General features: G+C 68.3%; 19 protein-coding genes. 5 read left to right on the top strand and 14 right to left on the bottom strand.

Annotated elements, in window-relative coordinates:
- Positions 1-249: 249 nt before the first annotated feature.
- The 3 genes from C8D87_RS12815 to eccCa all read right to left on the bottom strand — a co-directional run bounded on the left by C8D87_RS12815 (position 250) and on the right by eccCa (position 5,544).
- On the bottom strand, positions 250-699 hold the full coding sequence (locus tag C8D87_RS12815; RefSeq protein ID WP_146771693.1) for a hypothetical protein: 450 nt from the start codon (positions 697-699) through the stop codon (positions 250-252).
- Between the two features lie 52 nt (positions 700-751).
- Entirely contained in the window at positions 752-982 is a 231-nt protein-coding gene (locus C8D87_RS12810) for a helix-turn-helix domain-containing protein (protein ID WP_112226765.1), read from the bottom strand.
- A gap of 548 nt (positions 983-1,530) precedes the next feature.
- Complete coding sequence (gene eccCa / locus C8D87_RS12805; protein WP_112226764.1) at positions 1,531-5,544, bottom strand: type VII secretion protein EccCa; 4,014 nt, start codon at positions 5,542-5,544, stop codon at positions 1,531-1,533.
- 232 nt (positions 5,545-5,776) lie between these two features.
- Here eccCa and eccD point away from each other — a divergent pair, with 232 nt between their 5' ends.
- Positions 5,777-7,183 carry a type VII secretion integral membrane protein EccD gene (gene eccD / locus C8D87_RS12800; protein WP_112226763.1) on the top strand — a complete coding sequence of 469 codons (1,407 nt, stop codon included), beginning with the start codon at positions 5,777-5,779 and terminating at the stop codon, positions 7,181-7,183.
- An 8-nt stretch (positions 7,184-7,191) separates the two neighbouring features.
- Complete coding sequence (mycP, locus tag C8D87_RS12795; protein ID WP_233442050.1) at positions 7,192-8,598, top strand: type VII secretion-associated serine protease mycosin; 1,407 nt, start codon at positions 7,192-7,194, stop codon at positions 8,596-8,598.
- Positions 8,599-8,670: 72 nt separating this feature from the next.
- Here the strand turns inward: mycP and C8D87_RS12790 are convergent, their stop codons facing one another.
- The 3 genes from C8D87_RS12790 to eccB all read right to left on the bottom strand — a co-directional run bounded on the left by C8D87_RS12790 (position 8,671) and on the right by eccB (position 11,751).
- A complete protein-coding gene (locus tag C8D87_RS12790) occupies positions 8,671-9,741 on the bottom strand; it encodes a WXG100 family type VII secretion target (RefSeq protein WP_233442049.1) in 1,071 nt (356 codons plus the stop codon).
- A gap of 11 nt (positions 9,742-9,752) precedes the next feature.
- Positions 9,753-10,070 (bottom strand): hypothetical protein, encoded by a 318-nt coding sequence (locus C8D87_RS12785; RefSeq protein WP_112226760.1) that lies wholly within the window; start codon positions 10,068-10,070, stop codon positions 9,753-9,755.
- A 70-nt stretch (positions 10,071-10,140) separates the two neighbouring features.
- Positions 10,141-11,751, bottom strand: coding sequence for a type VII secretion protein EccB (gene eccB, locus C8D87_RS12780; RefSeq protein WP_112227057.1), 1,611 nt, complete (start codon positions 11,749-11,751; stop codon positions 10,141-10,143).
- 330 nt (positions 11,752-12,081) lie between these two features.
- Here eccB and eccE point away from each other — a divergent pair, with 330 nt between their 5' ends.
- The 3 genes from eccE (at position 12,082) to C8D87_RS12765 (ending at position 15,866) form a co-directional block, all read left to right on the top strand.
- On the top strand, positions 12,082-13,230 hold the full coding sequence (eccE, locus tag C8D87_RS12775; protein WP_428834201.1) for a type VII secretion protein EccE: 1,149 nt from the start codon (positions 12,082-12,084) through the stop codon (positions 13,228-13,230).
- On the top strand, positions 13,227-13,952 hold the full coding sequence (locus C8D87_RS12770) for a hypothetical protein (protein ID WP_109628738.1): 726 nt from the start codon (positions 13,227-13,229) through the stop codon (positions 13,950-13,952). Before eccE ends, C8D87_RS12770 begins: the two co-directional genes overlap by 4 nt.
- Positions 13,953-14,303: 351 nt before the next feature.
- Positions 14,304-15,866, top strand: coding sequence for a S8 family peptidase (locus C8D87_RS12765; RefSeq protein WP_112226759.1), 1,563 nt, complete (start codon positions 14,304-14,306; stop codon positions 15,864-15,866).
- A gap of 70 nt (positions 15,867-15,936) precedes the next feature.
- Here C8D87_RS12765 and truA read toward each other — a convergent pair whose 3' ends face one another.
- From truA to infA, 8 genes are all read right to left on the bottom strand, one after another.
- Positions 15,937-16,728, bottom strand: coding sequence for a tRNA pseudouridine(38-40) synthase TruA (gene truA, locus C8D87_RS12760; protein WP_215732293.1), 792 nt, complete (start codon positions 16,726-16,728; stop codon positions 15,937-15,939).
- Positions 16,729-16,787: 59 nt separating this feature from the next.
- Complete coding sequence (rplQ, locus tag C8D87_RS12755) at positions 16,788-17,369, bottom strand: 50S ribosomal protein L17 (RefSeq protein ID WP_109628744.1); 582 nt, start codon at positions 17,367-17,369, stop codon at positions 16,788-16,790.
- 48 nt (positions 17,370-17,417) lie between these two features.
- Positions 17,418-18,476, bottom strand: a complete 1,059-nt coding sequence (locus C8D87_RS12750) for a DNA-directed RNA polymerase subunit alpha (protein ID WP_109628746.1) — start codon at positions 18,474-18,476, stop codon at positions 17,418-17,420.
- A 145-nt stretch (positions 18,477-18,621) separates the two neighbouring features.
- Positions 18,622-19,227: a 30S ribosomal protein S4 gene (gene rpsD / locus C8D87_RS12745; protein ID WP_030472035.1), complete on the bottom strand. Its 606-nt coding sequence runs from the start codon at positions 19,225-19,227 to the stop codon at positions 18,622-18,624.
- A gap of 23 nt (positions 19,228-19,250) precedes the next feature.
- Complete coding sequence (gene rpsK, locus C8D87_RS12740) at positions 19,251-19,658, bottom strand: 30S ribosomal protein S11 (protein ID WP_086669042.1); 408 nt, start codon at positions 19,656-19,658, stop codon at positions 19,251-19,253.
- A 37-nt stretch (positions 19,659-19,695) separates the two neighbouring features.
- Positions 19,696-20,076 carry a 30S ribosomal protein S13 gene (rpsM, locus tag C8D87_RS12735; RefSeq protein ID WP_086669041.1) on the bottom strand — a complete coding sequence of 127 codons (381 nt, stop codon included), beginning with the start codon at positions 20,074-20,076 and terminating at the stop codon, positions 19,696-19,698.
- Positions 20,077-20,295: 219 nt separating this feature from the next.
- Complete coding sequence (rpmJ, locus tag C8D87_RS12730; RefSeq protein ID WP_010148647.1) at positions 20,296-20,409, bottom strand: 50S ribosomal protein L36; 114 nt, start codon at positions 20,407-20,409, stop codon at positions 20,296-20,298.
- Between the two features lie 25 nt (positions 20,410-20,434).
- A complete protein-coding gene (gene infA, locus C8D87_RS12725) occupies positions 20,435-20,656 on the bottom strand; it encodes a translation initiation factor IF-1 (protein ID WP_005166804.1) in 222 nt (73 codons plus the stop codon).
- Positions 20,657-20,658: the final 2 nt, after the last annotated feature.

The following is a 20,658-nucleotide window of genomic DNA, read 5'->3' as shown; positions in this document are numbered from 1 at the left end:
AGCTTGGCCCGCACGTTGTCGGCCCCCGGATGCCGGGCGTGCTCGTAGGACATCAACGCCTCCATCCACCAGCGACGAGCTTCTTCGAGGTCACCGGGGCCGTGGTGAGCGTCACCAGCACGCTCCGCACGACTGCACGGTCCTCCCAGCTACCCGACTGCTCGAAGAATTCGAGCGCGCGCCGCGATTCGCCAACCGCTTGCGCGTACCGGCCGAGGCCGATGCAGGCCTTGGACTTCTCAATCGCGATCAGACCGTGCGACGCCGGGATGAACCTGCCTCCCTGAATCGCTTCCCACTCCTCGCAGCACCGCAACACTTCCTCGTACTCGCCGACCTGTTCCAGTGCCGCTGCGAGCTGAGCTCTTCGGACAAGCGGCCGCAGGCTTGGAACTGCGCCAAGCTCTCCTCGTACTGAGCGAGCCGTCCACGGCCGGCCGCCCTCAAGAACAACGATCTCGCCGCGCGGTGCTGGTCACCGGTTCGGCGAGCGGCCTGCGCCGCGCACATGATCATCTCGCCCCAGGCCTCGCGCAACACCACATGTTCCGCGTTGAACCACGCCAACGCCTCGGATCGCCCGGCGAAGGTCTCCACGACCACGAGCGCTACCGGCACCGGATACTGGTCCAGGTCCCGGTAGCTCAGGAAGTGGAGGTTGTCGATCGAGGCCACCGTGTGCAGGTAGTGGTCGAACATGCGCTCCATCGCGGCGGCGCGAGATTCGGCAGTCTCTTCGGCCGCAGACCGATCAGCGGTATAGACGCGCAACAGGTCGTGACAGGTGAACCGACCGGAACACCATCTGCACCGTCTTGCCCGCGCGGTCCAGACTGAGCGGCGTACCGTCCCACAACCGCTCGACGATCTCGTCGGTCGACACCAACTCGTTGGCCCGCAACAGGAGTGTGGCGAGCAGCACGCGACGCAGACCGGCCGGTACCGCGACCGGGGCACCGGTGAAGCCGAGCGTCGAGTCCATGGGCGTGGAGCCGGTGTGACCGAAGTGTGAGCGCGACAGTGCACAGTGGTGTTCAGCCGGACGACGAGAGTGACAACGAGGATTTGGGGGGTGTCACGATCGTCGGCCTCCGACCGGGTCGGCCCTCCCCAGTGGGCTCTCCCGAAGAGGAGATCCGGTCATGGGGGAACCGGACAGTCCCCTGCTGTTCGGTGGGCCCGCGGCTTCAGCTGCGGGCCCTTTTGTTTTGTCCGGAAGATGCCCTCACGTCCGACGACAGAAGATGTCATCGAAGCGTGAGCGGCGCGAGAGAGGCGTCCGGCAAAGTCTTCCTCAACCGGTTCAACGGGGGCAGGCAAGACCTGGGGGGCCTCCGAAGAATCCCGGCCGGTGCGGTCTTCTCCCTCTTGACCGCATCGATCCGGGACCGGCAATGGGGGAAGCAGGTAGAACCCCTGCTACCTGAGTGGGCCCGCGGCTTCGGCCGCGGGCCCTTTCACGTTGCGCGCAAACGAACGCGGGGCCCTTCCGAGTGAACGAAAGGACCCCCGTGCGGTGTTCGTGCGCCCTTAGTCGGGTGCGATCCAGGCGAACTGGATGCGCTGCTGACCGTGCTTGCGGGTCACCATCGTCCCCCGGCCGGGAGGCTGCGGCGACGGCTTGAGGTTGCCGACGATGTTGCCCTCCTCCTTCGAACCGGAACCCACGAAGATCGGCGCCGAGATCTCCTTCAGCTTGCCCATCACCGGGTCGTACATCGCGCGGGACGCACCACCCATGCGCCGGACCAGGATGATGTGCAGACCGACGTCCTTCGCCTGCGGGATGAACTCGGCGAGCGGCTGCAGCGGGTTCGCACCACCCTGCGGCGCGACCAGGTCGTAGTCGTCGACGACGATGAACACCTCGGGACCCGTCCACCAGGACCGGTTCTTGAGCTGTTCCTGCGTGACGTCCGGACCGGGCATGCGCTTGGTGAGCGAACCCTTGATCTCCTGGACGTTCTGCGTGAGCTGGGTGCCCGACACCGCGTAGCTGAGCAGGTGGTCGGTGTCGATGAACCCGAGCATCGTGCGGCGGAAGTCCGCGAGCAGGATCAACGCCTCGGTCGAGGTGTAGCTCGTCATGATGCCGCGGACGATCGTGCGCAGGATGTTCGTCTTGCCCGCCTCGCCGTCGGCCAGCGCGAAGAAGTGCGGGTCCGCGTCGAAGTCCATGTAGACCGGCGCGAGCTCGTCCTCGTTGACGCCGACCGGGACCAGGTGGCCGCGGTTCGGGTTGACCTGCTGGACCTGAGCCATGAACTGGCCGTAGTCGAGCAGGTCGGGCAGCATCCGGACCTGCGGCGCGCGCGGGCCCTGCCACGCCTGGTTGAGCTTGTGGCTGAGGTCCTGCACACCCGCCGAGATCGTGGCCGGGTCCTGCGAGGTGTCGATGCGCGGCAGACCGGTGAGGAAGTGCAGCTTGTCCGCGGTCAGACCGCGGCCGGGACGGCCGGGCGGCACGTTGACCGCGACCTTGCGGTCGATCTCGGACTCGCTCGGGTCACCGAGGCGCAGCTCGAACCGCGTGCCGAGGAGGTCCTTCATGGCCGGCCGGATCTCCGCCCACCGGTTGGCGGCGATGATCACGTGCACGCCGTACGACAGACCCTGTGCGGCCAGCGCCTGGACCTGCGGCTCGACCATCTCGAACTCCTGGCGGAAGTTCATCCAGCCGTCCACGATCAGGAACGCGTCACCGAAGTTGTCGTCCTTGATCTCACCGCGGCGCTTGCGGTTGCGGAACTCGACCATCGAGTCGATGCGCTGGTCGCGCCAGCGGAGCTCGCGCTCGGTGATCAGGGTCTGCAGCTCGGCCACCATGCGGCGGACCTTGTCGACGTCGAGACGACCGGCGAACCCACCGACGTGCGGCATGTCCTCCATCGACGCGAGCGTTCCACCACCGAGGTCGATGCAGTAGAACTGCGCCTCTTCCGGCGTGTGCGTGAGCGACATCGACGCGATGATCGTCCTGAGCAGCGTCGACTTGCCCGACTGCGGACCACCGACGACCGCACCGTGACCGGCGGCACCGGAGAAGTCCGCCCACAGCAGGTCGCGGCGCTGCTCGAACGGCTTGTCGACGACGCCGACCGGAATCTGCAGCACGCCGTTCGCCGGGAAGCCGGGTGACGAGAGACCGCGGTCGGGCGTCACGTCGAGCGGCGGCAGCATCGTGTCCATCGTCGGCGGCTCGTTGAGCGGCGGCAGCCACACCTCGTGCGCGGGCGGGCCCTGGCCGACGAGGCGGTCGACGATGAGCTCGAGCTGGGTCGGCTCGTTCGCGTCCTCCTTGACCGGCGCCTCGGCCTTGACCGGCTCGAGCGGCCGCTCCGGCTCCTTCGGGATCTCGATGAAGTCCGGCACGAAGAACCGCGGGCGCTTGTCGCTGCGGACCGCCACCGACTCGCCGGCGGACTGCATGCCCGACGGCCGGTAGGTGCCGGAGACGTAGAGCGCCTTGAACCTGGTCAGCGGCATGCCCTGCACGCTCAGGTAACCCGAGCCCGGGATCGGCGGCAGCTCGTAGGCGTCCGGCACACCGATCGCCGCACGCGACTCGGCCGCGTTGAACGTCTTCAGACCGATCCGGTACGAGAGGAACGTGTCCAGACCGCGCAGCTTGCCCTCCTCCAGTCGCTGCGACGCGAGGAGCATGTGCATCTGCAGCGACCGGCCGACACGACCGATCTGGAGGAAGATGTCGATGAAGTCCGGCTTCGCCGTCAGCATCTCGGAGAACTCGTCGATGCAGATGAAGAGCGCAGGCAGCGGGTCGAGCTGGGCACCGTTCTCGCGGGCCTTCTCGTAGTCCCAGACGTTCTTGTAGTTGCCCTTCGCCAGGACTTCCTGACGACGCGACACCTCACCGGCGATGGCGTCCTTCATGCGGTCGACCAGGGTGAGGTCGCCGGCCAGGTTGGTGATCGTCGCGGCGACGTGCGGTGCCTTGTCCAGACCGAGGAACGTCGCACCACCCTTGAAGTCGACGAGGATCATGTTGAGCGCCGTCGACGAGTGCGAGGCCAGCAGACCGAGCACCAGGGTGCGGAGGAACTCCGACTTGCCGGAACCGGTCGCGCCGATGCACAGGCCGTGCGGGCCCATGCCGTCCTCGGCGGCCTCCTTGATGTCGAGCTCGACCGGCTGGCCGTGCTCGCCGATGCCGAACGGGATGCGGTAGCGGTCGCGCTTGGGCCGCGGCCGCCAGGCCTGCTGCACGTCGAACGTGATCGGGTCGCCGGGGATGCCCATGAACTCGAGCAGCGGCGGGTTGTTGCTCATCGCCAACGGGTCTTCGCCGCTGTCGCCACCGGCCTCACCGGCGGCGCCCATGCGGTACGGCGAGAGCCTGCGGGCGAGCGCCTCCGCCTCCACGATCGACAGCCGGTCCGGCGTTCCGAACCACTCGACACCGCTCGCGGAGCGGGCACCGAGCTGGTTGTTCTCGACGACCAGGCGCAGACCGCGGCGGGCCGTGAGGTTGCCGAGGCACTCGGACAGGTCCAGCAGCGTGACGCCGACCAGACCCTCCTCCAGGATGATCATCTCTTCGCGGCTGATGTCGCCGTCGTCGATGACGATCACGATGTGCGGCTGGTCGGGCGGCGGCGGGGCGTTGCGGGTGAACCGCTGCCGGTCGCGCAGGTTCTCGTCCAGCATCGCCTCGATCTCGGCGAGCGAGTTCGCCATCATGCGGCGCTGGCCGATGCCGTCGATGTCGGTGGGGTGCTGCACGTGCGGCAGCCACTTCGCCCACTCCCACAGCTGCTTGGTGCGGCCCGCGCTGACGACCGCGATCAGCAGGTCGTCCGGGGCGTGGAAGGTGACGAGCTGGGCGATGAGGGCACGCGCGAGGTCGCGGCGGTCCTCGATCTCGCCGAGCAGGCCGACCGCGGCGAAACCGCGCAGTGCGATGGAGATCGGCAGGTCGGGCACGAGCGAGTGGGCGCGCACGAACCGGCGCAGCGCCAGCGTCGCGATCGGCTCCAGCTCCTCGACGGGACCGGTCTGCGGCGGCACCAGGCGGGTGGCGAGGCGCTGCGAGCCCCGTCCCGCGCGCAGGTGGCAGAAGTCGGGGTCGTTCTGGCGGCGTTCCCACATGCGCCGGGTGGTGGCGAGCGACCACAGCATCTGCGGGTCGGGGTGCACCCACTCGCGTTCGGCGCGCTGTTCGTCGGCGGCCTCGCGGGCACGGTCGCGCATCTGGCCGAGGTACCGCAGGTAGTCCTTGCGGTCCTCGTTCATCTCGGCTTTCTTCTGGCCCTTGCCGGAGCCCATGCCGCTCGCCATCATGCCGATGGTCGAGATCATCATCATGCCGGGCATGATCATCGCCGCCGGCTGCCGCGGGGCGAAGTAGAACATCATGCCCATCATGCCCACGGACGCGACGATCATCACGACGGGCATCGCCTTCATCATGATGTTGCCGGGGATGATCCGGGGAACCTCGGGTGGCGGCTCGAGGTGGACCTCACCGCCAGGAGGCCGGGGAGCAGCAAGGCGTGCCGTTCGCTTGAACTGCAGCGTGCTCAACTGACAGGCACCTCTTCGACTCTCGTTACGCCACCAGTAGCAACCGACACTATTGCGCATCTGCGCGCGTCACGAAGGTGGGTCGGGAAAAAACCCAGTCGAACGTGTTCCGCGAACACCACGTGCGAAGGGCGCCGGTGCGGCCATACTAGGGCCGCCCGGCGCACGTCCGAGTGGACCAATAGGGTCGGGCACATTGTTTGCAAGCGCTGATCTGACTTAGGGGGCCCTGGTGGCGACCGGTACGACGGTGTTCAGCCGTGTCACGGTGGTGGCACCTCGAACGCGTATCGACGTCGCGCTGCCTGCCGACGTGGCGGTGGCCGATCTCCTGCCGATGCTGTTGGACATGGCGAGAGAAGCCACTCCGGACGGTGGTGTCCGGCACGGCGGCTGGTGCCTCGCGAAGCTCGGCGACAGCCCGCTCGACCCGGCGCGCACGCTGGCGTCGCTCGGTGTCGTCGACGGCGAGCTGCTGCAGTTGCGCCGCCGCAACGAGAACCCGCCGCCGCCGTTGTACGACGACGTCGTCGACGCGATCGCGGAGTCCGACCCGGACTCGTTCCGGCCCTGGACCAAGGAGACCGCGCAGAAGTTCGGTCACATCGCCGGCGCGCTCGCGTTGATCGCCGCCGCGGTGGCGCTGTTCCTGTCCGCCCCTGTCGCGCCCGGTGACCAGGGTGGCAGCGCCCTGGCCGCCGCGATCGCCGCGGGTGTCGCCGCCATCGCCGCGCTGGCGACGGGCGCGACCATCGCGCGGGCGTACCGGGCGGCGTCGACGGGCGTGCTGATCGCCGCGTGCGGTTCGCTGCCGATGGCGTTCGTGGCGGGCTTCCACGCCGTGCCCGGTGTCGGGTTCAACCCGAAGATGCTGCTCGCTTCCGCACTGCTGATGATCTTCGCGTGGGGCGGCATCCTGCTGATCGGCCAGGGCATCACGGTGTTCATCGCCGCGGCGACGGGCGGCACCCTGGTGGCGCTCGCGTTCCTGGTCGCGACGTTCGTCGACCACCCGCTCACCGGTGTGGCCGCAGCGACCGGTGCCGTGGCACTCGCCGCGCTGTCGATGCTGCCCCGGCTTACGCTGCAGCTGGCCAAGATCCCGCCGCCCGTCGTGCCGACGAACGCGGAGGACCTCAAGGAGGACACCGGCTTCCCGGAGTTCGCCGTCATCGAGCGCCGCACCGCCGTCGCGCACGAGTACCTCACCGGCATGATCATCGGTACGGGTGTCGTGGCCGCGCTGGCCGCCATCGTCGCCGCGTCCGCCGACACGGTCTGGGGCCCGATCTACGGCGTCGTCGTCGCGATCGTGCTGATGATGCGCGGCCGGGCGTACGCGAACGGCGCGCAGGCCGTGGCACTGCTGTCCACCGGCCTGTTCGCCAGCGCCGGCATCCTGCTCGGCTGGCTGATCTCGTCGAGCGAGTTCAACCGCATCGTCTTCGTGTTCGGCACGCTGCTGATCCTCGGCGCGGCCGCGCTGGTGCTCGGCGTCGTGTTCCCCGGCCAGAAGTTCTCGCCGCCACTGCGCCGCACCGTCGACATCATCGAGGCGGTCCTCATCGCCGCGGTGGTGCCGGTGGCGCTCGCCGTGATGGACATGTACTCGGTCTTCAGGGGCCTGATCAACGTATGAGGACCGGCATGAGGCGCACCACGGCGGCTGCGACCGCCGGACTGCTGCTGCTGACGGGGGCGGTGCCGCACGCCTCCGCGCAGCCGTCCTCCACCCCGGCCGCGGCCCGACCGAACTCGGTTCCGCCGGCCCTGCCGCCGAACACCCCTCCGCCGGAGGACAAGGGCATACCGGACGTGAAGTACGAGCGCACCACCAAGGGGTGCGTCGAGTCCGACACCAAGAGCGAGCTGATCAAGTACATGCCGTGGGGGCAGGTCCACCTGAACCTGCAGCAGGCGCACACCTTCGCGACGGGCAAGGGCGTCCGGATCGCGATCATCGACACGGGCGTCGACCCGCGGAACCCGCGCTTCGGCAACCGCGTCATCCCCGGTGGCGAGTACGTCGACAACTCGAACGGCAAGAACGGCACCGACGACTGCGACGGCCACGGCACCGAGGTGGCCGGCGTCGCCGCGGCGGCCAAGACCGAGGGCGACTTCGTCGGCGCCGCACCGGGAGCGGAGATCCTGGCGATCCGCCAGACCAGCGACCGGTACGAGTACAAGGGCGACGCGAACAACGAGAAGCGCGCCTCCGCCGGCAAGGTGAGCACGCTGGCCCAGGCCATCGTGCGCGCGGCGAAGCAGAACGCCAAGGTCATCAACATCTCGCTGACCAACTGCGGCGCGCCCAAGGGCTTCAGCCCGGACGACAAGCAGCTGCAGGCCGCGATCAGGTGGGCCGTCGACGTCCAGGACGCCGTGATCGTCACGGCGGCCGGCAACCTGAGCGACCAGGGCACCGGGTGTCCCAAGCAGAACGACAACCTGGACCCGACCAACGTGAACTCGATCTCGTCGCCGGCGTGGTTCGCCAACGACGTGCTGTCGGTGGGGTCGATCTCGCGCTCGGGCGCGGTGTCCTCGTTCAGCGTCTGGGGTCCGTGGGTCAGCATCGCCGCGCCGGGTGAGGAGATCATCTCCGTCGACCCCAAGGGCACCGGCCTGACGAACGCGAACGTCACCGCGCAGGGCACGACCGACATCAAGGGCACCAGCTTCGCCTCGCCGTACGTCGCCGGCATCACCGCGCTGGTGCGCGAGCGGTTCCCGAACCTCAAGGCGCGCCAGGTGATGGACCGGCTCAAGGCCACGGCCCTGCACCCCGGCAACGTGTCCGGAAAGGACAACAAGATCGGCTACGGCATGATCAACCCGGTGGCCGCGCTGACCGCGGTGCTGCCCTCGGAGGCGCCGGGGTTCCAGAAGCCGCAGCCGAAGGAGCTGAACACCACCGTCACGCCGCCCGCCGGCCTGGACTGGCCGCCGATCATCGTGGCGCTGTCCGGCATCGGTCTCGGCGGCGCGCTGCTGATGCTGACGTTGTTCGTGCGCAACTCGCTCAACCGCAAGCGCGGCAAACAGGCCTAGCCCGCGCAGCGCGATGAGAACGGCCCCACCGGAATTCACCGGTGGGGCCGTTCTCGTTGTGCTGGACGACTTTCAGTCGTCGTCGCCGATCACCTTCGGCGCCGCCTTCTTCGGTTTGCCGAGCAGGTCGTCGATCGAGCCGGTGAGCCGCTGGCGCGGCTTGTGCTCCTTGTCGCCGCCCTGCTGACCGCCACCGCCCATCATGCCGCCCATCATCGGCATGCCGCCCATCATCCCGGCACCGCCCGGCGCGCCCCCCGGACGTCCACCAGCGGCCGCGGCGGCCGGGGCGGCGGCACCGCCCTTCTCCGCGGGCGGCGGTTGCTCAGAGACGCCTGTGGCGCCTCCGAACTGCATCTGCGGCGGCGGTGTGGCGGACGCGGCGGGAGCACCGACCGAACCGACCCCGCCCGCACCGCCGCCACCGCCGCCGGTCGACGGGGTACCGCCACCGCCCTTGCCCGCGGCAACCGTGTCGGAAGCCTTGGGCTGTTCGGGAGTCTTGGCCTCCGGCTTGGCCGGAGCGGTGTACGTCCAGTCCTTCTCGGGGTACTTGTGCTCCATGCGCACGGCGTCGAACTTGCCGGCCTCACCGGAAACTCCGTCGCACAGCTTGAGAAACGCTTCGAGCACCTGCCGCGCGGCCTCGTGCAGCTCGCGGACAGGGTCCTTGAGCTCCTCGATGTGCTTGATCGCGCGCTGGTCGCCCTCCAGGGGCAGCGCCGCCGTGCCGGACACCGAGTCTGCGGCGTCGGCGAGCACGTGCGCCATGTCCTGGACGATGTCGCGGACGCCGTCCGCGGTCTCCTCCAGCGCTTCCGCCATCGCGTTCATCGCGTCGGACATGTCGCCGCCCGCGAGCCCCACCTTGCGCATGTGGTCGAGGAACGCGTCGGCGTCCTTGCCCTCCCACCGCGCGTCGACCCCTCCGAGCGGTGCCGCAACGTGATTGTTGACCGCCTCGGTCACCTTCGCCGCCTTGCGCCAGCGTTCGGCTTCCTCGCGCAGGTCGTTCCAGTCGCCCACGAGCGGGTCGAAGAAGTCGTGCACGAGGTCCACGACACCGAGCTTGCGGCTCACCCGCGAGAGGTAGTCGAGCTCGGGACCGACCTCGGCCGCGATCTGCCTGCCGTCCTTGGCCACCACAGCTCCCCCTACCGCCGATCGGCCTTCTTGATCTGGTGCAGGGCCTCCTGCTCGTGATGGCCGTGCTGCCTGGCCACCTCGTGCAGGCCCTTCGCGGCCGCGTCGAGCGTGTCGCAGGCGCGGGCGAGCTGCGAGTTCAACAGCTCGGCCGCACGCGCGTAGCCCTGGGAGCTGCCCAGCGTTCTGCCGATCTCACCGAACGACTCGGGGCGCAGCGGGGACACCTTCATGGCGTCCCGCACCCGCCTCAGATCGTCCGTCGTGCCGTCGATCCGGTCGGCGTAGGACTCCAACCACTCCGAATCGACGGTGATGCGACCGGCCACGACTGTCCCCTTACGACACTTCCGGGTGCATTTGCGTGCATTCGACGGTGATGCACCCGGAACGGTTCCGCTACTTCTGGGTGGACTGCGGATCCTTGATCGTGCCCTTGGGCGTGGGAATCGCGTCGTAGCTGCGGTTCGCCTCGTTCTTGTTGAGCTGCGGTCCCATCGGCAACAGGCTCAGGATCTGGTTCGGCGCCGGCGGGAAGTTCCCCTCGAGGCCCAGCGCCGCCGCGGTCCCGGCGTCCGGGATGCCGTAGCGGACACCGCGACCGGTGACGATCTGCACCGGGCCGGTCCCGAAGCCGCCCTTGCCCTGGCTCGCCCGCACCACCGCCTGCTTGCCCGGCAGCATCAGGAACTGGTCGATGATCTCGCCACCGGCACCCGCCGCGTTCAGCTCGACCGGGGTCATCTCCTGCGGGCCGGGCAGCTTGGAGCCGATCGTCACCGAGGTGTGCTCGGCCTTGGTCGACTCCGTGTAGTTCTCGGCCTTCCAGCCGAGGCAGACAACGGTGTTGCCGGCGTTCGCCTCCAGCGTGGTCGGGATCTTGTCCGGGTACGACTCGAGCTTGAGCGGGTTCTTCGGGTCCTTGTGGTTCGCGACGGCGCTCGGCGAGAGCTTGATCGCCTGCTTGTTGTTCGAGTACGCCCAGCGCAGCAGGTCGCCGACGGTCTCGTCGACGGTCTGGAAACCGTCCTCCAGCGCCACCAGGTACTCGGGCGCGCCGGTCCGCTCGATCTCGACGACCTCACCGATGTTGACGTTCGTCTCGGTGACGTAGGTCGCCCGCTTGCCCTGGTTCGGGACGGCGGGGGCGGTCATCGGAGCGACCTCGGGAATCGCGTTCAGCAGCGCCGTGCTGATCGCCCGCGGCTGCTTGCCCTTCAGGTTGAGCGCGTTCAGCACCTTGTCGTTCTTGAGGTCCACCTCGGCGCGAACCGTCGACGACGAGATGTCGTCCAGCTCGTTGGGCTTCTTGTAGATCAGGTAGGCCTTCTTGGCGCCGGTGCGCTGCTGCACCAGCACCGCCTCCTCGCCCAGGTCCGTGTTGCCGCGGCTCACGCCGGCGATGACCGAGGTCTTGATCTGGTTCTCCGCCGCCTGGTTCTCGCGGAACTCGTCCAGGTCGAGCGTGTCACAGACCGACCACTGCGCGTCGATGCGGAGGTTCGGCTTCGGCAGCACGTCCGGCGCGTCCGGCAGACCGGTGAGACGGCCGCGCGGCAGCCCGGCCAGTGTCGCCTCGCTCACCAGCTTCGGCTCGCCGCCCGCGACCTGGGCCTGCCCGCCACCCGCGGTGCCGCCCGGCGCGTCACCGCCACCGGCCTGCTGGTCGGGGTTGTTGCGCGAGTACCAGAGCAGCCGGGCCGAGGCCAGGTTCGTCATCGGGATCAGGCGCTTCGGCGCGGCATCGACCACGTAGACCTGGCCGGTCTCCTTGCTGATGGCGATCTGCGTCTGGTCGTCGAGGCGCGGTGCCGGCTTGAAAAGCCCGTACACGAGGAAGCCGAGCAGACCGACGATGCCCAGGACCACGCCGACCGCTGTCGCGCGCGAGTGATTGCGCATGGGGTCATGCAGCATCACTGCGTCTCTGCGAACCAGAGCGGACTGCATCCGCCGCAGGACGAATTGGTAGGCCTGGACCTGTGACTTGGTGGTGGGTGTTGATGCCATTCTCGGCTCGCTGCTCTCCCAGTCGCGGTACGGTTCGGCAGGATAGCCGGACGCAGGTTGCTCCGTGGGCCGGTTCGCCAAGCCCACCGACCATCGAGGGGAAAGAGACCACAACGGATGTCCGTGACCACTCCACATCCGCCCCGGCCGAACCCAGGGATGGCGCGGCCGCAGGGACCTGCGGGTCCTGGCCAGCAGGCACCCGTGCCTCCGCGTCCTGTCGGGCGTGTCCGGCGCAGAGGTGCCGGAGTCAGCCTCGGCTCTTTGCCCGTCTCGAACGTGGTCACGATCGAGATCGGTCTCGCGATCGCACTCCTCGTGCTCTCACTCATGGGCGTGAAGGACTCGGCCGGCGCGCTGAACGTCGTCTCCGTCTCGATCGCCGGCGGTGTGCTCCTCATCGCACTGATCCTGGCTTTCACCCGATCGCGTGGTCGTTGGCTCACTCAGTGGATCGGTGTCCGGCTCCGCTACAACTTCCGGTCGCACAGCCGCACCGCGAACCGGGTCGCACCGCAGGAGTCCAAGCCCGGTGACGACGAGATGCAGGTGCTCGGCCCGGAGGACCCCCGCGTCGCGCTGCTGCGCCTCGCGATCCCGGACCTGGTGATCGCGAAGGGCGTCGACCACGAACGCCGCCCGCTCGCGCTGTCGTGGCACGACGGCGTGTGGACGGCGGTGCTGCTGGTCGACCCGACCCCGCCGCTGATCTCCCCGGTCGGTTCCGCGCCGTCGCTCCCGCTCGGCGCGCTGGCGCCCTGTCTGGAGGACCGCGGTGTCGTCCTGGACGCGATCACCGTGATCTGGCACTGCTATCCCGGCAGCGCGGCACTCCCGCCGAACGCGCCGGCGGTCAGCTCGTACATGGAGGTGCTCGGCCCGCTGCCCGCGGCTGCCAGGCGCACCACGTGGATCACGGTGCGGCTCGACCCGCGCCGCTGTGGCGAGGCGATCAGGGAGCGTGGCGGCGGCGTCGTCGGCGCGCACCGCGCGTTGATCGGCGCGCTTTCCCGTGTCCGCAACGCTCTCGAGTCCGCCGGCGTGACGATCCGCCCGCTCGACTCGGACGAGCTGCTGCGCGCGGCGATCTCGTCGGCGGAGCTGACCGCCGCCGTCGGCAACACGAACCCCGTGTCGCTGCGGGAGAAGTGGTCGGGCGTCACCGCGGGTGGCGTCGGTCACGCGAGCTACGCGATCACCGGCTGGCCGTCGAAGGGCCTGAAGGGCAACCTGAACTCGCTCACGGGCGTGCGCGCGCTGTCCTCGACGCTGGCGATGTCGATCTCACCGTCCCGTGAGGACGGTCAGGTCTCGCTGCGCGGCCTGGTACGGGTGAGCGCCCGCACGCCGAGCGAACTGGACCGCGCGGAGGACCAGTTGGCGAAGCTGAGCAACAACCTCGACATCACGCTGACCCCGTTGCGTGGCATGCAGCTCGCCGGCCTGGCCGCGACGCTGCCGCTGGGAGGTGCGGCATGAGCTCGTCCCGTCTGCTCGACACGCGTGGCGGCGGCGCGGTGGCACCGGAGTTCCTGGTGTCGCCGAACATGCTCGACGTGGTCAGCCCGAGCGGCGACCGCGGCGGCATGATGCTCGGCCAGGGCACCAAGGGCGAACCGCTGACGGTGTCCGTGCTGCGCCCCACCCCGACCCGCATGGTGGTCGTCGGCGGCCTCTACCTGGCCCGCCAGATCGCGTTGCGGGCCATGGCGACCGGCGCGTGGATCATCATCGCGACGGGCCGCCCGCAGGCCTGGCAGCCGGTCGTGCGCGCAGCGGGCCAGGGCCCGGACGGCCGCCCGTCCCAGCTCGTCCAGCTCCGTCGCCTGTCGCCCGCCGACCTGCCGCGACCGACCGAGGACATGCCGCTGCTCGTCATCCACGACGGCGGCCACGTTCCGCAGGAGCTGTTCCCGCCCCGTGCGCCGTGGCAGACCACTATGTACGTGCTGCCGTACCTGCACCCGCAGGCCGCGTCGACGGCGAACAACGCGGACCTCGTGCTGCTGCAGCGCCTCCCGATGGGCCAGGCGCAGCTCGCCGGCCAGATGTGGCGCCTGCGGCCGCAGATGTTCCAGCAGCTGACCCAGCTGAAGGACGACCAGGTGATCGCGATGGGCCAGGACATGTGGGCACACCTGCGCCTGTACACGACACCTGCCGAGCAGCAGATCCTCGGAGCGGTACGCCGAGGCGATTGAGACGGTGTTCGTCTGCCGCTGCTCCGCAGTCGGCGGCGAGTTCGTCTGGAAGTCGGCCATCCGGCCCCCGCTTCGGTCCGAATCGCCTGCGGCGGTTGACCCGAAGGGGCGCCCGGACGACCGACACGAACTCGCTCGACGAAATAGGCGAAACTTGCGCCCCGAACGGTTCATCGTTCGGGGCGCAATTGTTCTGTCCATAGATCAGCGGAACCAATTAATTAACAAAGCACAGCAAATCTGTTGATTCGCCATTCGAAGGTAGTTTCGTGGACCTTCTTGTGCGAAATCCGTCTGCGCCACTAAGAAAACTCTCACCTGCACGACCCTGCGACGAGGGAGCACGCTGCTATGGGTGAATCGTGGCTCAGACGAGCGGCTGGAATCGGACTGGTGGCGGGCACAGCGCTCGCACTGACGTCCGTCTCCGCCACCGCTGCGCCCGAGGGGGAGATTCGGAACCTCGGTGCGTCCAACGCGGTCAAGGACAACTACATCGTCGTGCTGAAGGACATGAGCACGACCAGTGTGGAGAACATCAGCGCTAAGTACAGCGCGAAGGTGAAACACACCTACAAGTCCGCTTTGCGCGGTTTCTCCGCGCAGATGTCCGAAGCCCAGGCCAAGCGCCTGGCAGCGGACCCGGCCGTCGCCCACGTCGAGCAGGACGGCGAGGTCCACCTCTCGGAGACGCAGACCCCGACCCCGTCGTGGGGCCTCGACCGCATCGACCAGCGCGCCCTCCCGCTGGACAACAGCTACACCTACCCGAACCGCGGCGCGGGCGTCACCGCCTACATCATCGACACGGGCATCCGCGTCTCCCACAGCGACTTCGGTGGCCGAGCGGTCCACGGCCGCGACACCGTCGACAACGACAACGATGCCACCGACTGCAACGGCCACGGAACTCACGTCGCGGGCACCGTGGGCGGCACGAAGTACGGCGTCGCCAAGGACGTGAAGCTGGTCGCCGTCCGAGTCCTGAACTGCGCGGGCTCCGGCACCTTCGCGGGCGTGATCGCGGGCATCGACTGGGTCACCGAGCAGGTCAACAGCAACCCGGCCAACAAGCCCGCGGTGGCCAACATGTCACTGGGCGGCGGCGCCAACCAAACCGTCGACGACGCCGTGAAGCGCTCCATCGACGCAGGCGTCACCTACGGCCTGGCCGCCGGCAACGACAACGGTGGCAACGCCTGCAACACCTCCCCGGCCCGCACGCCGGAGGCGATCACCGTCGGCTCCACCGACCGCACCGACGCGCGCTCGTCGTTCTCGAACCTGGGCAGCTGCCTCGACATCTTCGCCCCCGGCCGTGACATCACCTCGGCCTGGCTGACCAACGACGACGCCACCAACACCATCAGCGGTACCTCGATGGCCACCCCGCACGTGGTGGGCGCAGCAGCGGTGTTCCTCGGCTCGTCCCCGACGGCAACCCCGCAGCAGGTCCGCGACGCCCTGGTGGAGAACGCCACCTCCGACGCCGTCTCCAGCCCTGGCACCGGCTCCCCGAACAAGCTCCTGCACATCACCGGCACGGCCCCCGGCAACCCGCCCGGCCAGTGCCCGGCCGCCACCAACGACGCCGACACGGCCATCCCCGACGCCTCCTCGGTGACCTCGTCCATCACCATCGCGGACTGCAACGGCAAGGCCAGCACCACCGGCACGGTGAAGGTGGCCATCAAGCACACCTACCGCGGCGACCTGGAACTGGCCCTGATCACCCCGTCCGGCGCCGTGAAGACCCTGAAGGTCTCGAACGGCAGCGACAGCGCCGACGACCTCAACGCCACCTACAGCATCAACGTGTCCGCTGAGGACGCCAACGGCACCTGGCAGCTGCGGGTCCGCGACCTCTACCGCCAGGACACCGGCTACATCGACTCCTGGACGCTCGACATCTAGAACTCTCGTCTCACCCCTCGGAACCCCCGGTCCCCCCGCCGGGGGCTCCTCCCTCTTCGAGGAGTCGTCCTCAGCTCGACAGCGTCCGGACCTTCCGCGTGGCCTCGGCCCTGGCCGCCAGCTCAGAGTCCTCGGGGAAGTCGACGCGCACCAGGCACAGGCCGTGCGCCGGAGCCACGGTAACGCCGCTGGAACGCGCGTGGAGCGACAAAAGGGACCCGGGCCACTCCACCGGCTTGCGCCCCTCCCCGACGGCCAGCAGCGCCCCGATGAGCGACCGGACCATCGAGTGGCAGAAGGCGTCGGCGGACACGAACGCCGTGATCACGTCGTCGTTGCCGCGCGCCAGTTCGAGGCGCTGCAGCTCACGGATCGTCGTCGCACCCTCGCGCCGTTTGCAGAACGCGCAGAAGTCGTGTTCGCCCAGCAGGAGCAGAGCCGCCGCGTTCATCGCGGAAACGTCGAGCGGGCGTGGCCAGGCCAGCGTGTCCAACCGTCGCAACGGCTGGGCGCCGAACGCGGCATCCGAGACCCGGTACTCGTAGTGCCGCCGCAACGCCGAGAACCGCGCGTCGAAGGCAGTCGGCACTACCCGAGCGGAAAACACCCGCACATCCGTGGGCAACGCACGGGCCAACCGCTTGGGCAGCCCCGCGACATCCACAGTGGACGGCAGGTCGGCGTGAGCGACCTGGCCGGAGGCGTGGACCCCGGCATCGGTCCGGCCGGCCACGGTCAAGGTCACGTCCTCGCGCAACACCATCGACATGGTGTCCTCGAGGACTCCGCACACGGTTCGCCGTGAGGGCTGGCGAGCCCATCCGGAGAACTCGGTCCCGTCGTAGGCGAGGTCGAAGCGCACACGAACGAGCCCGCCGTCCCCGGAAGCGGGAACGACGGGCTCGTCAGCAGACGTACTGCTCAGGACTTGTCCTTGTCAGCGGACTCGTCCTTGGCCTCCTCGGCCTCGACAGCCTCAGCGGTCGGCTCGCCGTCAACCTCGACAACGCCCTCGGCGGGCTCGTCGGAGGCGTCCTTGGTCGCGGACTCGGGCGCCTCGGCGTCCTGGTCGACGACCGCGGCGGCCGGCTTCTCGTCCTTGGCGAACTTCGTCTTGCGCGCGGCCTCGGCCTCGGTCGAGACGAGCTTCTGCTGCACCAGCTCGATGACGGCCATGGGGGCGTTGTCGCCCTTGCGCGCCAGCGTCTTCGTGATGCGGGTGTAGCCGCCGGAACGGTCGCTGAAGAACGGACCGATCTCCGCGATCAGCTTGTGCACGACGTCCTTGTCGCGGATCAGCTTCATGATCTCGCGACGGTTGTGCAGGTCACCGACCTTGGCCTTGCTGATCAGCTTCTCGGCGTACGGACGCAGCCGCTTCGCCTTCGCCTCAGTGGTCTTGATCCGGCCGTGCTGGAACAGCGCCGTCGCCAGGTTGGCGAGCAGCAGCCGCTCGTGCGCCGGAGACCCACCGAGCCGTGGGCCCTTGGTAGGGGTGGGCATCGCTTGCTCCTGTAGTAACTAAAGAGATCCTCTGCTCTGAAACGAGCGTCAGAGCTGCTCGGTCTCCGCGTAGTCCTGACCGTCGTCGTGGGGGTCCAGACCGGCACCGGCACCCCAGCCGCCATCGGCGGGGTGGTAGTCCGACGCGGCGGCGGACGGGTCGAACCCAGGAGGCGAGTCCTTCAGGGCGAGGCCGAGGCCGACGAGCTTCATCTTGACCTCGTCGATCGACTTCGCACCGAAGTTGCGGATGTCCAGCAGGTCCGCCTCGCTGCGCGAAACCAGCTCGCCGACGGTGTGGATGCCTTCCCGCTTCAAGCAGTTGTAGGAACGGACCGTGAGGTCCAGATCCTCAATAGGCATCGCGAACGCGGCGATGGTGTCGGCCTCGGCCGGCGACGGGCCGATCTCGATGCCCTCGGCGTCGATGTTCAGCTCGCGAGCGAGGCCGAACAGCTCAACCAGGGTCTTACCCGCGGAGGCAACCGCGTCCCTCGGGGTGATCGAGGGCTTGGTCTCCACGTCGAGGATCAGCTTGTCGAAGTCCGTCCGCTGCTCAACACGCGTGGCCTCGACCTTGTACGTCACCTTGAGAACCGGCGAGTAGATCGAGTCAACGGGGATGCGGCCGATCTCGGCACCCGCCTGCTTGTTCTGCACCGCAGGGACGTAGCCGCGACCGCGCTCGACGACGAGCTCGATCTCCAGCTTGCCCTTGCCGTTCAGGGTCGCGATGTGCAGGTCGGGGTTGTGCACGGTGACACCGGCCGGAGGCACGATGTCGCCCGCGGTCACCACACCGGGGCCCTGCTTGCGCAGGTACATGGTCACCGGCTCGTCCTCTTCGGACGAGACGACGAGCTCCTTGAGGTTCAGGATGACGTCGGTGACGTCCTCCTTCACCCCGGGAACCGTGGTGAACTCGTGCAGCACGCCGTCGATGCGGATGCTCGTGACAGCAGCACCGGGGATCGACGAGAGCAGCGTGCGGCGGATCGAGTTGCCGAGCGTGTAACCGAAGCCCGGCTCCAGCGGTTCGATGACGAACCGGGAACGGGTCTCGGAGACCGCTTCCTCGCCGAGCGAGGGGCGCTGGGAAATCAGCACTGGGTTCTTCCTTCCTACGACGACGACCGCTATTTGACGCCGTCAAAGACGCCGGTCGCGGAGACCGGCAAACGCACTCGGCACACCCTTCGCGCCGATGCGGGACCCGACCGCCGGCGACGGCGAACCGCCGCCGACGAGAGGATCACTTCGAGTAGAGCTCGACGATGAGCTGCTCGGTGACAGGCGTGTCGATCTGCGCGCGCTCGGGCAGCTGGTGCACGAGGATGCGCAGGTTCGACGGAACGACCTGCAGCCAAGCGGGAATCGGGCGGTCACCGAAGGACGCGCGAGCAGCCTCGAAGGGCAGCGTCGGCATGGACTTCGGCTTCACGTCGATGATGTCGAACTTCGACACCTGGTAGCTCGGGATGTTCACCTTGTGGCCGTTGACCAGAAAGTGCCCGTGGCTGACCAGCTGGCGAGCCTGGCGACGCGTGCGGGCGAGGCCCGCGCGGTACACCACGTTGTCGAGGCGGGCCTCGAGGATCTGGAGCAGGTTCTCACCGGTCTTGCCCGGACGACGAACCGCTTCCTTGTAGTAGCGGACGAACTGCTTCTCGAGGACGCCGTAGGTGTAGCGAGCCTTCTGCTTCTCCTGGAGCTGCAGCAGGTACTCGGACTCCTTGACCCGACCGCGGCCGTGCTGGCCGGGCGGGTACGGACGGCGCTCGAACGCCTGGTCCCCACCAACGAGGTCAACCTTCAGGCGGCGCGAGATACGCGTCGCAGGTCCCGTGTAACGAGCCATTAGTTCTTACTCCTCCCCGTGCCTCAGACCCGGCGCCGCTTGGGCGGGCGGCAGCCGTTGTGGGGCTGCGGGGTCACGTCCTGAATGGTGCCGACCTCGAGACCGGCGGCCTGCAGCGAACGGATCGCGGTTTCACGGCCGGAGCCGGGACCCTTCACGAACACGTCCACCTTGCGCATGCCGTGCTCGGCGGCCTTGCGGGCGGCGTTCTCGGCAGCCATCTGCGCCGCGAACGGCGTGGACTTGCGCGAGCCCTTGAAGCCCACGTGGCCGGCGGACGCCCAGCTGATCACGTTGCCCATCGGGTCCGTGATGGACACGATGGTGTTGTTGAACGTGCTCTTGATGTGCGCCTGGCCGTGCGAGACGTTCTTCTTTTCCTTGCGCCGGATCTTCTTGACCCCGGCTCCCGTGCGGGACTTGGGTGGCAAAACGAACTCCTAAGTTGAGGGCAGTAGACCCGAGGTCTTACTTCTTGCCGGCCTTCTTCTTGCCGGCCACGGTCTTCTTCGGACCCTTGCGGGTACGGGCGTTCGTCTTCGTGCGCTGACCGCGAACGGGCAGGCCGCGACGGTGCCGAAGACCCTCGTAGCAACCGATCTCCATCTTGCGACGGATGTCGGCCGCGACCTCACGGCGAAGGTCACCCTCGACCTTGTAGTTCGTCTCGATGTGGTCCCGCAGCTTGGCGAGGTCGTCGTCCGTCAGATCCTTGACCCGGAGGTCGGGAGAGATCTGGGTGGCGGCGAGCAGCTCCTTGGAGCGCGTACGACCGATGCCGAAGATGTAGGTGAGCGCGATCTCCATCCGCTTTTCGCGGGGGAGGTCTACGCCAGCGAGTCGTGCCATGTGGCGGTTAACTCCTGTCGATTACTTCCAGGTCTGCTCCTCGCCCGATTCCGGTGACTGACTCGCTGTGTGTCGTTCCGGCTGCTCTCACAGCCGGTGTCCCGGCCCCGGCCTGGAATCCGGGGGTGTCCGCACGCTTGAAGCCCTGCGTGCGGCAGGTGCGAGGAGTGTCTCGTTACTGCGTCATCGATGATCTCGACGAGCGCGTGGTGGAACTGCTCAGCCCTGGCGCTGCTTGTGGCGCAGGTTCTCGCAGATCACCATGACCCGGCCGTGACGGCGGATCACCTTGCACTTGTCGCAGATCTTCTTGACGCTCGGCTGGACCTTCACGCCTGAGATCTCCTGCTACTGGAGGTCACTTGTAGCGGTAGACGATGCGCCCGCGGGACAGGTCGTAGGGCGAGAGCTCCACGACAACCCGGTCCTCAGGGAGGATGCGGATGTAGTGCTGTCGCATCTTGCCGCTGATGTGCGCGAGTACCTTGTGACCGTTCTCCAACTCGACCCTGAACATCGCGTTGGGGAGCGGCTCGACTACGCGGCCCTCGACCTCAATGGCCCCGTCCTTCTTGCCCATGT

Source organism: Lentzea atacamensis (assembly GCF_003269295.1).
In the GTDB taxonomy this organism is placed as follows: domain Bacteria; phylum Actinomycetota; class Actinomycetes; order Mycobacteriales; family Pseudonocardiaceae; genus Lentzea; species Lentzea atacamensis.
The sequence above is the reverse complement of the archived record's forward strand: the minus strand, read 5'-3'. Positions and strand labels throughout refer to the sequence as shown.